The sequence below is a fragment of the Bacillus sp. 3G2 genome, from assembly GCF_044324725.1.
In the GTDB taxonomy this organism is placed as follows: Bacteria; Bacillota; Bacilli; order Bacillales; family Bacillaceae_G; genus Bacillus_A; species Bacillus_A mobilis.
On the sequence record NZ_CP172246.1, the window covers coordinates 3249621 to 3264859 of the forward strand.

Consider the following 15239-nt stretch of genomic DNA (forward strand, 5'->3'; position numbering starts at 1 on the left):
TTATTTCTCCTTGTGATACACTACTTCTCCTTGTAAAACCGTCACTAAAACTTTTGCATCTGGAATCTTATCGACACTCATTTTAGTAATATCTTCATTTAGTAATATCATATCGGCTGATTTACCTACTTCAATTGAACCAGTAATATTATCAAGGCCTAATGCTTTGGCGGGCTTAATCGTATAAGCATCAATAGCTGCATATATATCAGATAAGCCTTTCTCTTCAATACTTAGCGCATTCGAAATCGTCACAAGTGGATTTAGTTCATTTACATCCCAATCACTACTAAGTGATACATTTGCTCCTGTTTTCCAAATACGTCCTAACGGCATAATTCGTTTCATCTGTTGATCTGAAAAATACGTACTTGCCCAGCTTTGTTTAGGATCTTCTGCAAAATCATGACCTACTTGGAAATCAGCGCTAACACCTAACTTAGCAAAACGATTTATATCACTATCTTCTACCATTTCAACATGCGTAAGTGTATAAGGCTGATTCGCCCCTTCTTTTTTCGCTGCTTCAATTGCATTTAAACTCTCTCTTACTCCGCCATCTCCAATTGTATGAATGAGTGCACCGTAACCAATTTTATTCAGTTCCGTCAACCACCATTTCATTTTTTCTTCTGGAATATAGTTCAAACCATATGGTGTTCCTTTAAACCACTCAAATTTATATTTTTCTAGTATTTTAGCTGTACTGTTAATGCTAATTCCATCACTATACATCTTCACTTGATTGATAAGCATTCGAGATGATACATCATCACGCTTAATTTTTTTGAAATACTCCATTTGTTCTGCTTCATTTAAGTTCGGATATACCCATGGACGCAGTACTACTCGTGACGTTAACTTTTTTTCATCGTTCACTTTATTCCAAACATCTAACCAGCCTCGTTTCCAATAGAGACGCCCATCGCCGACTGTAGTAATTCCATTCTTCGCAACCTCATCTAAACCGTCTAACAAACCTTCATAATTTTTTTCAAAGAGTTTAGGCTGAGAATTCCATGCTTTTTCCATTATGATATCCCCTGCTGTATCATACAAAAGCCCGAAAGGTTCTCCTGTTTCTGGATCCCGGATGATTCTTCCGCCTTGCGGATCTTTCGTCTCTTTATTTATTCCCGCTACTTCCAATGCTTTTGTGTTAACCCATACAGAATGAGAAGTTCTTTCCATAATTAATACAGGGTTATTAGGAAATAACTCATCAAGAACTTGTAATGGCGTTTGTTGTTCTGACTTTTCGTCCATATCTTTTAACAGCTCTTCCAAACTAAATCCTGTTCCACTTACCCATTCGCCATCTTTCACATCTTTTTTACAAGCCTTTAAATACGAGCGTTGTTCTTGAAGCAAAGCATCTGGTGAGACACTACAATTCCCTGCTGCTGGTGATTTCGCCTCAAATATATGATTATGATTGTCCACAAAACCAGGGAGTATAAAACGTCCTTGTAAATCCACCACTTTTGTATCTTCATTTATAAATCCTTCTACATCTTTGTTTGAACCAACAAATGTAATTTTCCCTTCTTTAACGGCTATAGCCTCTACAATGTCTTGCTTTCCATTTGAAGTATAGATGGTACCATTTTTAAACACTACATTTTTAGGCAACTCCTTAGGTAGAACAAAACTACCATTCTCACCTTCTCCTCCTCCAGGAGTACATGCTGAAACCCATGTCATACTTAGAATAAGGCAAATAATCATGATTATTTTTTTCATATTCTTTCTCCTTTTTATTATGATGAATTACTTACATAAATAGAATAAGGATTGACATAATGTTAATGTCAATCCTTATTCTCAGTTTATTTTCATCACTAAAAAACAAATTTGTGTCACATACTCCTCTACTAAACAATCACATTCAGATCCCTTGATGTAAACCTCATATGGTGAATCCTCTATTACATAACCATTTCTTTCAATCCATTTTTCTAACGCTATATAAGCGTAACCTATATAGTCATAACTTCCATAATGCATAGTAGTAACGATTTGATGCGGATTTAGTTTTTTTATTTCATATTCTTGTACTACGTCTTTATCGTTCTCATGCATAACTGGAATTCTTAATTCAATATCGCTTTCATTCGGGATATACTCTTCATCATAAAAGACTGTAGAGGGCGAACCAACTATTTGTAAGTCATGCTTTTGTACTTTTTCATATAAGTCATAAAAATAATCATCCATATCATCAATATTTATTTGCAGTCTTTGAGAAATTACTGTTATTTCATTTCTCATTCCCACTAATATATCGTAATTTCTATGGGGAGCAGTATTTAAAGCATGATTCATATTTACCATTTCATTCATTTCTGAAATAACCTGTAAATTTTGTTTTACTTCATGAGATAACTCTATAATTTGTGCTTGCATATGCTTAATAAATGAATCTTGATCTGACGACTGAAGAATGATTTTAATTTTCGGTAGAGGGAATTTATACTCCCTTAACTTTTTTATTTTCAATGCTATTTCTAACTGCCCTTGCTCATAATATCTATACCCATTTTCCGGGTTCACATATGCTGGTTTTAATATATCCTCTTTGTCATAATGCCTTAGCATCCGTGTACTCATTTTACAAATCCGCGAAAACTCAGTAATTGTATACATATACTTACCCCTTGAATACATTTTCTTATACGCTTATTTTAAAACCAATCAAAAATCTTCCTAACTGAAAAATCTTCATTCTGATTGTTCAATCTTTTCATTTTTGAAGGTAACAAATGATGAGGACAATACCATGTTAAACAATTGATTGCGCCTCCCATTGTCGATATTTCTCCTACATGGATTTGAATAGCTTGTTTCTCAGTATGCTGTTGAATATATCGTAATACTTCCCTATCTTTAGCTAATCCAAACTTAGGAACGTAAATCGTATCACATGTTTCTAACATATTTATATACAAACCTTTTGCCGACGCTATTTCTTGATCATATTGCCCTTTCTCTGTATATGACGAGGGAACAACTATAAATTTAGCTTCTGGCATTTGCTCTTGAATAATCTCTTGTACATTATGTCTAAATTCATGATCACCTAAAAAATCACTAATAAACATCGTATGTTCATCAATAAATTTAACCATTCCGTCTGCATGTGCAAGTACGTCCCCTTCTTCAGCAGGAATAATAATAACGCGGCTTACATCCAAATCCCATTCCAGTTGCTCTATAATTTCTTCTTCCGTCCAATCATAATTATCATCAAATATGCGTTCCGTTACTATAACAGTATCTTTTTTATTCCAAATAAGATTTCCACCGTCTAATATCAATGGAGATTTCACATATTCAAATTCGTTCTTTTTCAACCATTTATTAAATTGTTGATCTAAATATCGCCATTGATCTTTCGGTAAGTAATTTGGTTGATATTTAAATTTAACTAAATGATTTGTTACAACTGGTGCAACATCCCTTAACCAAATATCATCATACTCAAAAAAGCTTGTATGAAAATCTTGCTCTTCAACAGATAAAGAGACAAGATGATCAGTAAATGATTTATTTTCATTTAAGTATTCATTAAAATAAACCAGGTCTTCATAAAAAGGACGATAATATTCATTTGATTTATCTGGTATTGCAGTAAAAATAATTCCATTATATTTTTGTTCCACAATATTTACCTCACTTTTTAATAATGGTTAAATAACTAGTTTCACTATGCCAACTATTTCTCTTTTCATAACAATTTTCAAAACGTGCACATTTCATGAATGGATTATAGCACGGAGAAATATTATATATTTATATAAAAAATATATAGCCGTGGTTGAGCGAAAAATTGACTCTTGACAGGATTTTAAAATAGAACATTCCATGACAACATTAAATATTTCATCCTTATACACAATTAATGATTAGATAATTTTTTTATCACGATTCAAATCAGTTACTTCTAATAATTTGTTTTGATTATATAAATTCACTAAATGCATTTCTACTCCTATGCAAATTCCTTCTAACGGAAGGTCATTTGGATCCTGACCAAATGGATCCTCAATTTCAACTCCTATTGCTTCAATTCCTATAAATGCAAAACTTATAAAGGTAGTTGCAAGTACTGTAAACCACCCAAGACTATCAACAAGACCAATCGATAAAGTCCCGCAAAATATGAGCAGTAAAATTTTAATATGAGCGAAATATGCAAAAGGAATAGGCGTTGTTTTGATACGATCACATCCACCCACAGCCGTAAGCAGATTATTCAAATCAGCTTCCATATTAATTATTGTATTTGGATGAATTTGACCCGTTTTCAAACCTTTTGATAGTATAGTTTTTAACATAAAAACTATACTAATCGGTAAATGAATAGACTCCGTCAACATTTCTTTTTCCTTCTCAGAACAAATATCAAGCAATGATTTTATTTCAGATAAATCTTTTTCATCTCTCAAATGTCCTTTCGCTATCTTTGGAAAAGCCATTAATAAATGTAAAAATTTTAGTTTTTCCTGATCCGTCTTTCCCTCTCCAGACTCCCAATGACATAAAAAGCTAACTGCTAAATTTCTAGTAGAGGCAGCAAGCGTGCCAAACAGCTTCCTACCTTCCCAATATCTATCATAAGCAGTATTAGTACGAAAAACTAACAGTAAACCTAAAGCCCCACCAACAATTACCCAAGGAGTTTGATTCATTTTTATTGCTGCATAATAATAATGAATTACAGTTACTACCGTTGAAACACATATATATAATAAAATTTGCGGGAAAATATCTCTTATTACCGTTCCCTTTAATGTAAATATTTGATGTAAACTATTTTGATTATTGTAATGTACCATATTTACAAAAGCCTCTTTCTTTTTTACTTTTTATTCTTTTAAATTATGAAAGTATACAATTGAATAGTAGAATCATAAACCCTATCATTAGACAACTGGTTAAAATTATTTCTTTCAATACGGTTACTCCTTTTTACGAAAAGATAAAACACCTTTTTTTGATTTAAATAACAAATGTTCACTCTTCTAAATCACGACGCATTATTTTAGAATTTGCAATGAATAAAGCACTAATTAATACAAGAATCGCGCAGGCATATAACAACGAATCTATTGGACTATCGTGGTCTATAATAATGAGACGAACAATAGCCGTAATACCTATATATATAAAATAACGTAATGGAAAATGAAAATTCATTTGAAAATACTTTATAATCATTACGATAAATTCAAAATATAAAAAGAATACGACGATACTATCAATTAAATGATAACTAGATTCTTCACCATTTAATTTCAGTTCTTGTATAAATTGAATGACCTCTTTCATAAGAAACACACTTAATACAACCCCTAAACAAATCAAAGCTACATTTAAAATGTACTGTAGAACGATAGGGAAAAACGAAAATACTATTTTTAAGTTCTTTAACACAAACATTTTCTCCTTTTTTATATAAAACGAAAAGCGAATACACACCATAATTCTTTTATCATTATATTTAAATTTATTTTTTTAGATAATTAGGAATGACAAAATAGGTAAAATTAGGATTTCACCTATTTTGTCTCAAAAGCAACATAACGAAATTCCAATCTATTACTTCAATGCAATCGGTTGTTGTTGTGTCACACAATGAATCATACCGCCATTTTTATAAAGCTCTCTCACATCAATACCGACTACTTTACGATCTGGATATAATTTCTGAATCGTATCGTTTGCGATTTTATCATTCGGATCATTATAATTAGGCACCAACACTACTGTATTCCCAATATAATAATTAATATATGACCCCTTATAATCGAGAGCTTTTCCATTTTCTAAAGTAACTTTATTTTTACTAAGGGGTAAGTATTCATACTTATATTTCTGTCCTGATGCATTTTTTGCATCTAACAATTTATCCATATCTTTATTAGACAAACCCCATTCGGCTAGGTCATCTTCTTTCATCGTTACAATGGTAGATTTATTATGGAATTTAGCAAATCCATCAATATGAAAATCCGTAATATCTAAATTAGGTACTCCGTCTAACCAAATAAAGTTCGACACCCCAAGCTCACTTATATATTTTTCGATTTCCTTTTCTGATAAATCAGGATTTCTATTTTTATTCGTTACTGCACTTCGAGTTAATAAAGCAGTCCCATTGCTGTCTAATTCAATCGCGCCGCCTTCAAGGACAAATTTCCCCCAGTCAATTCTTTCGATCCCTGATTGTTTACTAACATTTTCACGTATACGAGCATCATTTTTATAAGGAGTTTTCTTCCCCCAACCATTAAATGCTGGATCTAATATTTTTAGATTTTTATTATTGTCATAAACAAAAATTGGTCCACTATCTCTTGCCCATACATCATCAGTAGGGGCGATAAAGAAATCAATTTTACTCATATTCAATCCTTTATCAATTAAGAGCTTATTAATTCGCTCTTTTTCCTCCTCATCATATGCAACAATGTGGACTTTTTCACCCTCAGTTAAAGTACTTGCCATCTTAACCCAAATCGGTTCAACTTCCTGCTTATACTCTTCACCATATGTGTATTCATGAGGCCATTGTAGCCATGTACCTTCATGTTTATCTTTTTCATCGGGCATCGTATATTTCCCGACGGTTTTCTGTACCTCTACTTTTCCATTCTCTTTCCCTTTAGCATTTTCATTATTCCCTTCCAAAGAACATCCACTAATAATCGTTGTAGATAATGTAGCTATTAAGCAAAACTTTACTGCTTTTTTCATTTTTCTAACCTCCTGTTCGTTACTTTAATAATGTAAAGCTTCACATAGTGTGAAGCTCAAGCTTTTTAGTAATGTAAAATTTACCAATTAATTTCTCGAATAAATTCAATATGATAGATGAACTTCACGCAGAAACTATCCTATATTTAACATTCATATCATTTAACTTCCTATATAAAATTATTCTAATATTCCCCCTTCATAGTTACTTCTTCAGAAAGCTGAACATTCCCAAATAAAAAAGTCGGTATTGATAATTACATATCAATACCGACTTTTAAAATTATTATTTTCCTTCTATTAAATCATTCGCCATTTTCCTAAACTCCTGATTAAACGTATCATTCATACCATTTTGTACGTTAGAGAATAATATTACAAACGTTCGTTTATCCCGGTTAAAATTATTAAATGTATTCCAACCAGCTAATACACCATGATTATGATAATAATCTGGATTAGTATAGAAACTAAATCCATATTTTCTTACAGGTGATGCAGTAAACATATCTGATACACTTTGTTTAGAAATCAACTTTCCATCCATAATAGCCTCATCTAGTCTTTTCATATCTTCAACAGTCGTATACATTTCACCACACCCATACAACCAGTTCATTTTTAAGCGGGGTGCAGCTATTAACTCATTATCTTTTCTCGTATAACCTTCTGCTAAAAAAATATCTTCAGGGAGAGTTGCACCCATTCCAGATTCATGCATTTCAGCAGGAGTAAAAATATTTTCTTTCACATATTCAGCAAGCGGTTTATTTGCTATTTTTTCTACAATATACGCAAGTACCATATAATTATAATCTGTATATCGCCATCCTGTCCCTGCAGGGAATTGTAATTTTTGCGCCCCAATCCACGTTACTAACTTTAGTCGTGACGCCGCATCAACCCTACCTTGTCCCTGATCTGGTAACCCTGACGTATGTGTTAACAAATTTCGCAACGTAATGTTTTTATCTGCCGGAAACGATGGAATATACTTATTTACATTGTCTTCAATATTTAACTTCCCTTTTTCTTTTAGCTGCATAATAGATATTGCAACGACTGTTTTCGTAATAGAACCAATGCGATATTTCGTTCTTGGCGTTGTTACTACTTTATCTTCCACATTCGCATACCCGTAACCTTTTCGTAAAATCACATGATCTTTACTAGCTACAAGAACACTTCCATTAAATCCTTTATCTTTTAAATATTGATCTAGCTTTCCAGCTGCAACTTCATAACGCTTTTTCTCATTTGCATCAACTTCCTGCATATTGCCCTTTTGCTTACTATTTACATTAGAAAATGCTTTTATATCATATTTCTTACCTTTATTTGCATGTATTAGTGCAACAACACTCCCACAAAAAATAGCAAAAATAAAGAAAACAATTAACCATTTCTTTAGCATAATAGGAACCCTCTTTTATCTAGTTTCACTTAACGCGCATCCATTCTATTCTATATCTATTAATTTTCAGATACTTTATATTATTATCTATCTATTATTCACCTTATTAAACTAGATTCCTTTTTCTCATATTCAGTTTTTGACTACTCTCTATTGTATTTCTTTCTTGCAAAATTTCCACCTTACAATCGGATACACCCTACTATAATTTCAATATCTTATGTAACATTTGTTACACATTATCAAAAAGGAGTTATAAACATGAAAAATACTGATAAACGCAATCGTTTAGATGATATGATGTTTCATTATAGGGTAACAAAAAATATATATTTTTAATTGAATATTACGGAAAATAAATTATTATATTAAAAGGAAATGCTGCTGAAAAATTTTTAAACAAAATAAATCATGGACATAGCGATACAGAAAAACAACTCATTATGGCTAAAGTTACAGGCAATTTCAAATGAGGCAATGAACACGAATGAAAACGAATCTCATTTGTATTTTGATTATACAACATATAAAAAAAGAAATGTCGCTCATTCGGCATTTCTTTAGACTTTCTTCATAAAAAATTTACATTACTAACTTTCTTTTATTTTTTGTTTTTACGATATAAACTCACTGCCGAGATACTTAATAATATCACTATACACAACCACGCATACGTATACCCTTTCTCATCGACAATATAACCAAATAAAACAGGTGCAACAATAATCGCAATTTGATTGAATGTAAGTGCCAAACTAACTGTTATTCCCACAGATCCTTCACTTGCCAATTCAGCAACTTCAACGATAAAAAGACTAAACCAACCAATTGAAAAGAAGCCTAACAATGCGCTTACACCATACAATACTCCACTCGTTACTGTATGCATGCTCATGACTAACAATAGAATCAAGCCGATAGAAGCACAGACAGCTATAAATAATGGCGTGTGCCGATTCCCCTTATAAAACACATCACTAATAGCTGCTAATACAACACGACCAATCATTCCAGAAAAGAACATCACTGAAAATACTGTTCCGGCTACAATAGATGTAATGGATTCTTCCCTTACTAAAAATTTCATGACGTGCCCAACTAACACCATTTGCAATGAAATCATGCAAATACCCGTTATATATATTGGATACAACTCTTTTTTACATATCACTACTTTTAGCTGCATCCAAAAAGAAATTTTAATATGTTCTTTCCTTGCATCCTCTTGAACATGTGGCTCTTTATAAAAAATAAAAAATAACATTCCTCCAATTATACAAATGCATGCCACACTATTTATCGCGTAAGTCACATTATATTGTATTGTTAGAAACGGGATTAGCACTCCCGCTAATGCGCCACCAATCGGTATACCAGCTTGCCTTATTCCCATTGCTAATCCACGATTTTCTTTTGGGAACCATTTTAAAATCACTTTACTTCCTCCCGGCTGGGACACACTATAAAACACTCCTACTAATAAAAGTACAAATAACAGACCATTAAACCCGTTTACTATATTAGTTAGTAAAAACGAACCTCCTAGTAAAAATGAACTGATAGAAATTAACAACTTTTCATTATATTGATCAAGTAGCCGCCCAACAAAAAGCATACAAAATAACGGTCCAATATTTACAACACTTACTAACAATCCACTTTCCATATTCGTAAGCGCATATTCTTCTTTCCAAAATAAAGCGAAAGCTCCGACACCATATGTTATAAGTGTCGCTGTTGTTTGAGCAATCGTCGCAACAATTAACATCATCCACTTATAAGCACTATTCATCCTCTCTTCGATTAACAAAATAACCCCTCCCTTCTTCCATTGTATGAAAGTTTTGATATCATATAAAATAAAGATTCATCATATAATCCATCAAAAAAAATGATACCTTTTCGGAGGGATGATGCGTGGACATAAAAGATTTAACTGTATTTTACGAAGTTGCAAAGGAAAGTAATATTTCTCACGCAGCGAAAAATTTGAACTATGTACAATCAGGCGTAACAATGCGTATGAAACAACTAGAAAATGAATTAGGTGTGCCTTTATTTTATCGTAACGGAAAAGGTGTAACTTTAACTTCTAACGGTGAGATTTTATTAACATACGCTAAACAAATTACCCACTTAATGGATCAATCTATAAAAGCGGTTCAAAGTAATGGAACTGATCCTAAAGGTACTTTGAAAATCGGATGTACAGAATCTACAACCGCGGTAAGGCTGCCATCTATATTAACGGCCTATTATGAAAAATACCCAGAAGTCGAATTAACTTTAGAAACAAATACGACCGAACAACTAATTAGGCTAGTGCTAGAACGAAAACTAGACGGAGCATTTATAGCAGGATCTACTCAGCATACTGAACTTCATACAAATGTATTTCGTGAAGAAGAATTAGTTCTCATTAGTAAAAAACCTTTATCCGCCCTTACAGACATAGAAAATATGAATTTACTCGCTTTTAGTCACGGTTGCTATTATAGAAGTTTATTAGAAGACTGGCTTCAAGAAGAAGGCATCTCGCCTAAACGAGTATTAGAGTTCGGAACAATTGAAGCAATACTCGCCTGTGTAAAATCAAATATGGGTGTAGCGATTATGATGAAATCAATTTTAAAGGGGCATGAACATAACTTATCATTCAATCCTTTACCAAATACATTCAAAAAAGTTCCTACTACTTTTATCTCTAGAAAAGATATATATCACTCAGCTGCATTACAAAAATTTATGGAGATGATTTAACAATGCGTGTAAAGAAAATACGTGGGATGAAGCGTAAAACAAACACGATGATACAGAGAATTGAAGAACATACAAAAACGTTCCCTTCTGCTTTCTATAACGATGAATATTGGTATATGCCTTTACCAGTTTCCCAAGCTTTTATCGATTCGTGTAAAACGCCTAGAAAAGTAAAACGATTGTGTATACAAACCTTATTAAATCAAGCACAGCATTTAGTCAACTACCCCCACTGAGATAAAACGTTTCAGTGGGGGCTTGAGTTAGAACGCTAGGTCTTTTCGTCTATCGCTAGACAGTTTGACGCTCTAGCATTCATGCCACCTTATGGTAACACCCCAAGTATGTTTTTGGTTGGTACTGGCAACGAACGATTGTTTTCCCACTTGCACCACCCTTTCGAAAAAGAGCAGTTCTTCCTTACAGAAGAAGCCACCACTCAGATGAATCCGGCGTGTGCTACAAGCCCCGACAAGTCGAGTACACATGGATGGTTGACGCACCCACTAAGCTATGCACGAGGCAACTGCCTTACGTTTTTGCACTTCTAATAGAATCGGCGTTTTCACTTTGAGATTGTCATCCAATTCTACAAATCTTGATTTTTTCAATGTATTCAGCGCACCATTAATATCAGCGTGGAGACATGTTCCTGCTTTACTTTGGTACAGACCACGAGTGGTTCGTTTGCCGCTAAAGCGATACTGAGTCCTATCATCCTTAGACCAAACTGGAACCAGATCTTTATCCAGAAAACTAGCTTTTGAAGTATAGCTTTCTTCTTGTTTCAAAAATCGGATGCCTTCTTTTACACACTTATTCTCAATCGCTGCCATCAGTTTATGAAATGGAATTTGAACAAATGTTTGATTATTCTTTTTTCCCATATCAGAGTTTTGTTTCCAACCTGTGTTATACCCTACGACAATCGTATCTATATCAAATGCTTTCACTTTTTTGAACAACAAGCCTACCGTTTGTGAAATGTAACCATGTATTTGTCGTTCTCGTTTATGCCAAAGTGCAGCGATTTTATTCGTTACAACGCGTTTAGAAAGTCCATTTTCTATATTTTTCTGTTGCAAATTACGTATCGTTTTGTTGAAGTATTGGTTAATGGATTTTAGTTTTTTTCCATCAATTAAGAATGTATCACCTGTATTGGTCACGCAACTTACTAATCTGTCTACACCTAAATCGCAACCTAAAGCGTTACTCGTAGTCGTGGATGGTTTCTTCATTTGAGAAATGTGCATTTCATATGTGTAATGCACCTCAAAGAACCGACCTTTTTGCTTCGGTACAATCTCAATGTAGGAGATTTTTTTATTTTTCACGTTTTTAGGCATACGTATTTTAATAGAACCGAATTTTTTTCTGAATACAACATTCATCGGAATGATCCAATACCCGTTCTCATCCACTTTTGGCACTTGATAGATTTCAATGATTCGTTTGTCAGTGGAACGAGAATAATTCGGAAACCTCGGACGACCTGTGAACTTCTCAGGATGTTTCTTCCACTGTTCCAACGCTTTAAAAAAGCTCTTCACTTCTGTAAATAAGGCTCTACGAATCGCTTGAACAGAGTTTGATTGCACGCCCGAGTAGTTCATATCAGCCTGCATAGCATTGTCCACTTCTTTTACAGTAGCTATTTTATTATCGTTCAAATAACTTTGTTTTATCGTGTACAACCCAACATTTCGCAGTGCTTTTGAACTATGCGACATGCGCTGAAGTAAACGAAATTCTTTTGCAGTCAGGCAAGCTCGTCCGATATTCTGTTTCTGCGTGAATCGTTGCATGTTTTCTCTTTTCTTTTGTTTACGTAATACTTTCACCGCTTTCTTTCTAGCCATTGTTTTCACCACCTTTCTTAGAAAGTTCATTAAGCGTATTCATTACTTTTGGCTTAAGTAGCTGAATGATAATCATTATCTAATTTCGTTGCCTTACAATCTATTCCCTTCTTATCTACATAATATCGTAAGACAAAAAGAAACAAACATTCGCCCTCAAAAATTGTTATGAGCGAAACAAAAGCGTTCAGCCTACCTGCTGACGGCAATTCATCTCCACCTGAATTGTTAGGTTTCACCCGTAACACAAATCAGATGGAGTCTTCTTGCCGGAAAGGATAAAAATAAAACCGAGCGATACACATACATATCGAGTTGTTGTTTTCATTTCTATAGAAAGTTTGTGGGATTCGCAAATTATTATATTTAAAAATGAGGGGTACTTTCATAATTTCTTTAATAGAAATAGTGAATTTCAAAAATGGATTTCTCTTTCAAATGAGTCTGATTTGTGGAAGACATGGGGGATTTCAATTTGCCCTCCCTTCCAAACCTTACACTTCCAAGAGATCATTTATGATGAGGATACAATCGATGAAAAAGAAATTTGGTTTATTGGAGAGTTATCTTAAAAGGGGAACTTTCTAATTAAAAGCTTCTCTTTTTTCACTTAACAAAATCGCTATATAATGAATTTGTCATTTTACTATATAGGAGGTTTTCAAATGGTAATCCCTAAATATCCTGATGTCCCTACTCTTACGAAAAAACAAATCGATCAAATTACAGAAATCACTTTTCTAAAAGAAATTACACCACAAAAATGTGATGCCATTTTCGTTTTCGGCGGTTCTCATCCTGGCAATTGGCAAGCTCCTCTAAAAGCTTATCAACAAGGTTTAGGAAACCAAATTATCGTTACAGGTGGTACTAGTTTGCATGGCATGAAACATCCGAGCTGGAATTACGGGGATTTATCAGAAGCAGAAGTAATTGTAAATAAATTAATTGAACATGGCGTACCAAAAGACGCTATCATGTTCGAGAAAAACTCCCTCCATTCTATCGCTAATGTAATTGAAGCGAAAAAGATTTTTGATTTCACAAAGATTAATCGGTTACTCTTTGTATGTAAAAGTTTAGGAGCTGGTCGACAATATAGAGTATTAAAAAAACATCTACCTAATACTGTTACTTGTATTCCATTTACATTTGATACAAGTTTCGATGGTGAGTTTATAATTAATAGATATAACTGGATGAAAAATGAAAAGAGTCGCTCCATGATTTTTGGAGAATACTTGAGAAATGTTTGCTACGGTAAAAAAGGCGGTATTGAACCACCTGAAAAAGAAGTTCAAGGTTTAGAGGAATATGTATCCTACTACTATAATCTAGCATAATAGAAAAGGTATACCAAAACGGCGGTATACCTTTTCTCCTATTTATTTTTCGTTTAACACACTATGTAATCGATCAGGGTAATTTGTAAACATTCCTGTAGCACCCCATTTAATTAACAATCTCATATCTGGTTTCTCATTAATTGTATACGGGTGAATTAACAGTCCATTTTTTCTAGCCATTTTCATATATGACTCATCAATAATTAGTTCTCCGTTATCATTACGTAAGTTTGGCCCAATACCAACTGCATACTTTTTAATTTCTTGAAAATCATCATTCGTTACACTTTTCGGTTCATGTGTAATTCCAGACCATTCAACAATCTCATTGTTTTCATTTGGATAATACCAAAGCAGTTGAACTAACGGAATATTTTTATTCATACTATGAATCTTTGTTAAACTATCTTTACTAAATGATTGAATCATAACACGGCTAGAAGACATGTTTTGACCTACTAAATTATATTTATTTAACAACGCTAACAATTTCTCTTCCATTCCTGGATACACATCTGGTGATTTTGTTTCTATGTAATACTTCATGCTTCTTCCGTACTTTTGGAAGATTTCTTCAAGAGTCGGAACTTTTTGCCCAACATACTCTTGCTTAGCCTTTTCTGGATAAGCCTTATTGAACCAAGATCCTGCATCTAAACTTTTTATTTCACTTAATGTTTTATCTCGTACTTCACCTGTTCCATTTGTAGTACGATCAACTGCTGTATCATGCATTGCAATTAATTGGCCATCCTTAGTTAATTGAATATCTAACTCCAAATAATCCGCTTTCATTTTTTTCACAAGATCATAAGAAGCAAAAGTATGCTCAGGTGCATGTCCACTTGCTCCGCGATGTGCAATGTTTAAAAACTTATTCGTATTCCATTCATGCTTCCCTTCTGCTTTTGCATGAACAGCTCCCCCGGCATAAATACTTCCCATCATAAAGAAAATAACTAACACGCTAATAATTTTTCTCATCCTTCTAACCCTTCCTACGTTGCAAATTTCAACAAGTTAATGAGATTTACACGAAATAGAAGATATACTTTCATTATTTTTATAAGCTTATATTAAAATTTCAGTCTTACGAAT

12 protein-coding genes and 3 pseudogenes are annotated in these 15239 nt (G+C 33.3%); 5 read left to right on the top strand and 10 right to left on the bottom strand.

Translation table 11 applies throughout. The features are described from left to right. From ACHZK0_RS16700 to ACHZK0_RS16730, 7 genes are all read right to left on the bottom strand, one after another. A complete protein-coding gene (locus ACHZK0_RS16700) occupies positions 1 to 1743 on the bottom strand; it encodes an amidohydrolase (protein WP_395760715.1) in 1743 nt (580 codons plus the stop codon). A gap of 81 nt (positions 1744 to 1824) precedes the next feature. Then, on the bottom strand, positions 1825 to 2646 hold the full coding sequence (locus tag ACHZK0_RS16705; RefSeq protein WP_395760716.1) for a MerR family transcriptional regulator: 822 nt from the start codon (positions 2644 to 2646) through the stop codon (positions 1825 to 1827). Between the two features lie 38 nt (positions 2647 to 2684). Then, on the bottom strand, positions 2685 to 3662 hold the full coding sequence (locus ACHZK0_RS16710) for an agmatine deiminase family protein (RefSeq protein ID WP_270342587.1): 978 nt from the start codon (positions 3660 to 3662) through the stop codon (positions 2685 to 2687). 243 nt (positions 3663 to 3905) lie between these two features. Then, complete coding sequence (locus tag ACHZK0_RS16715; protein WP_270342583.1) at positions 3906 to 4838, bottom strand: bestrophin family protein; 933 nt, start codon at positions 4836 to 4838, stop codon at positions 3906 to 3908. Between the two features lie 178 nt (positions 4839 to 5016). Then, the gene (gene psiE / locus ACHZK0_RS16720) at positions 5017 to 5436 is read right to left on the bottom strand and encodes a phosphate-starvation-inducible protein PsiE (protein WP_270342579.1); all 420 of its coding nucleotides are present in this window, start codon (positions 5434 to 5436) and stop codon (positions 5017 to 5019) included. Between the two features lie 165 nt (positions 5437 to 5601). Then, positions 5602 to 6759, bottom strand: a complete 1158-nt coding sequence (locus ACHZK0_RS16725) for an agmatine deiminase family protein (RefSeq protein ID WP_270342575.1) — start codon at positions 6757 to 6759, stop codon at positions 5602 to 5604. A gap of 286 nt (positions 6760 to 7045) precedes the next feature. Beyond that, positions 7046 to 8173, bottom strand: a complete 1128-nt coding sequence (locus ACHZK0_RS16730) for a serine hydrolase domain-containing protein (protein ID WP_262743262.1) — start codon at positions 8171 to 8173, stop codon at positions 7046 to 7048. A gap of 261 nt (positions 8174 to 8434) precedes the next feature. On the opposite strand from ACHZK0_RS16730, the pseudogene ACHZK0_RS16735 reads away from it, so the two are divergent. After that, a pseudogene (locus tag ACHZK0_RS16735) lies at positions 8435 to 8646 on the top strand (hypothetical protein). Between the two features lie 128 nt (positions 8647 to 8774). Here the strand turns inward: ACHZK0_RS16735 and ACHZK0_RS16740 are convergent. Then, positions 8775 to 9965 (bottom strand): MFS transporter, encoded by a 1191-nt coding sequence (locus ACHZK0_RS16740; RefSeq protein ID WP_395761732.1) that lies wholly within the window; start codon positions 9963 to 9965, stop codon positions 8775 to 8777. A gap of 125 nt (positions 9966 to 10090) precedes the next feature. Between ACHZK0_RS16740 and ACHZK0_RS16745 the strand changes: the two genes are divergently transcribed. Continuing rightward, positions 10091 to 10933, top strand: a complete 843-nt coding sequence (locus tag ACHZK0_RS16745; RefSeq protein ID WP_262743263.1) for a LysR family transcriptional regulator — start codon at positions 10091 to 10093, stop codon at positions 10931 to 10933. A 2-nt stretch (positions 10934 to 10935) separates the two neighbouring features. After that, a pseudogene (locus tag ACHZK0_RS16750) lies at positions 10936 to 11157 on the top strand (DUF3916 domain-containing protein); the annotation flags it as partial. A gap of 282 nt (positions 11158 to 11439) precedes the next feature. Here ACHZK0_RS16750 and ACHZK0_RS16755 read toward each other — a convergent pair. Beyond that, complete coding sequence (locus ACHZK0_RS16755; protein WP_395760717.1) at positions 11440 to 12795, bottom strand: RNA-guided endonuclease TnpB family protein; 1356 nt, start codon at positions 12793 to 12795, stop codon at positions 11440 to 11442. A gap of 278 nt (positions 12796 to 13073) precedes the next feature. Between ACHZK0_RS16755 and ACHZK0_RS16760 the strand changes: the two are divergent. Continuing rightward, positions 13074 to 13367, top strand: a pseudogene (locus ACHZK0_RS16760) (DUF3916 domain-containing protein); the annotation flags it as partial. Positions 13368 to 13460: 93 nt separating this feature from the next. Further along, positions 13461 to 14138 carry a YdcF family protein gene (locus ACHZK0_RS16765; protein WP_395760718.1) on the top strand — a complete coding sequence of 226 codons (678 nt, stop codon included), beginning with the start codon at positions 13461 to 13463 and terminating at the stop codon, positions 14136 to 14138. A 42-nt stretch (positions 14139 to 14180) separates the two neighbouring features. On the opposite strand, the gene ACHZK0_RS16770 is transcribed toward ACHZK0_RS16765, so the two are convergent. Continuing rightward, positions 14181 to 15125, bottom strand: a complete 945-nt coding sequence (locus tag ACHZK0_RS16770; RefSeq protein WP_262743266.1) for a glycerophosphodiester phosphodiesterase — start codon at positions 15123 to 15125, stop codon at positions 14181 to 14183. Positions 15126 to 15239 lie beyond the last annotated feature (114 nt).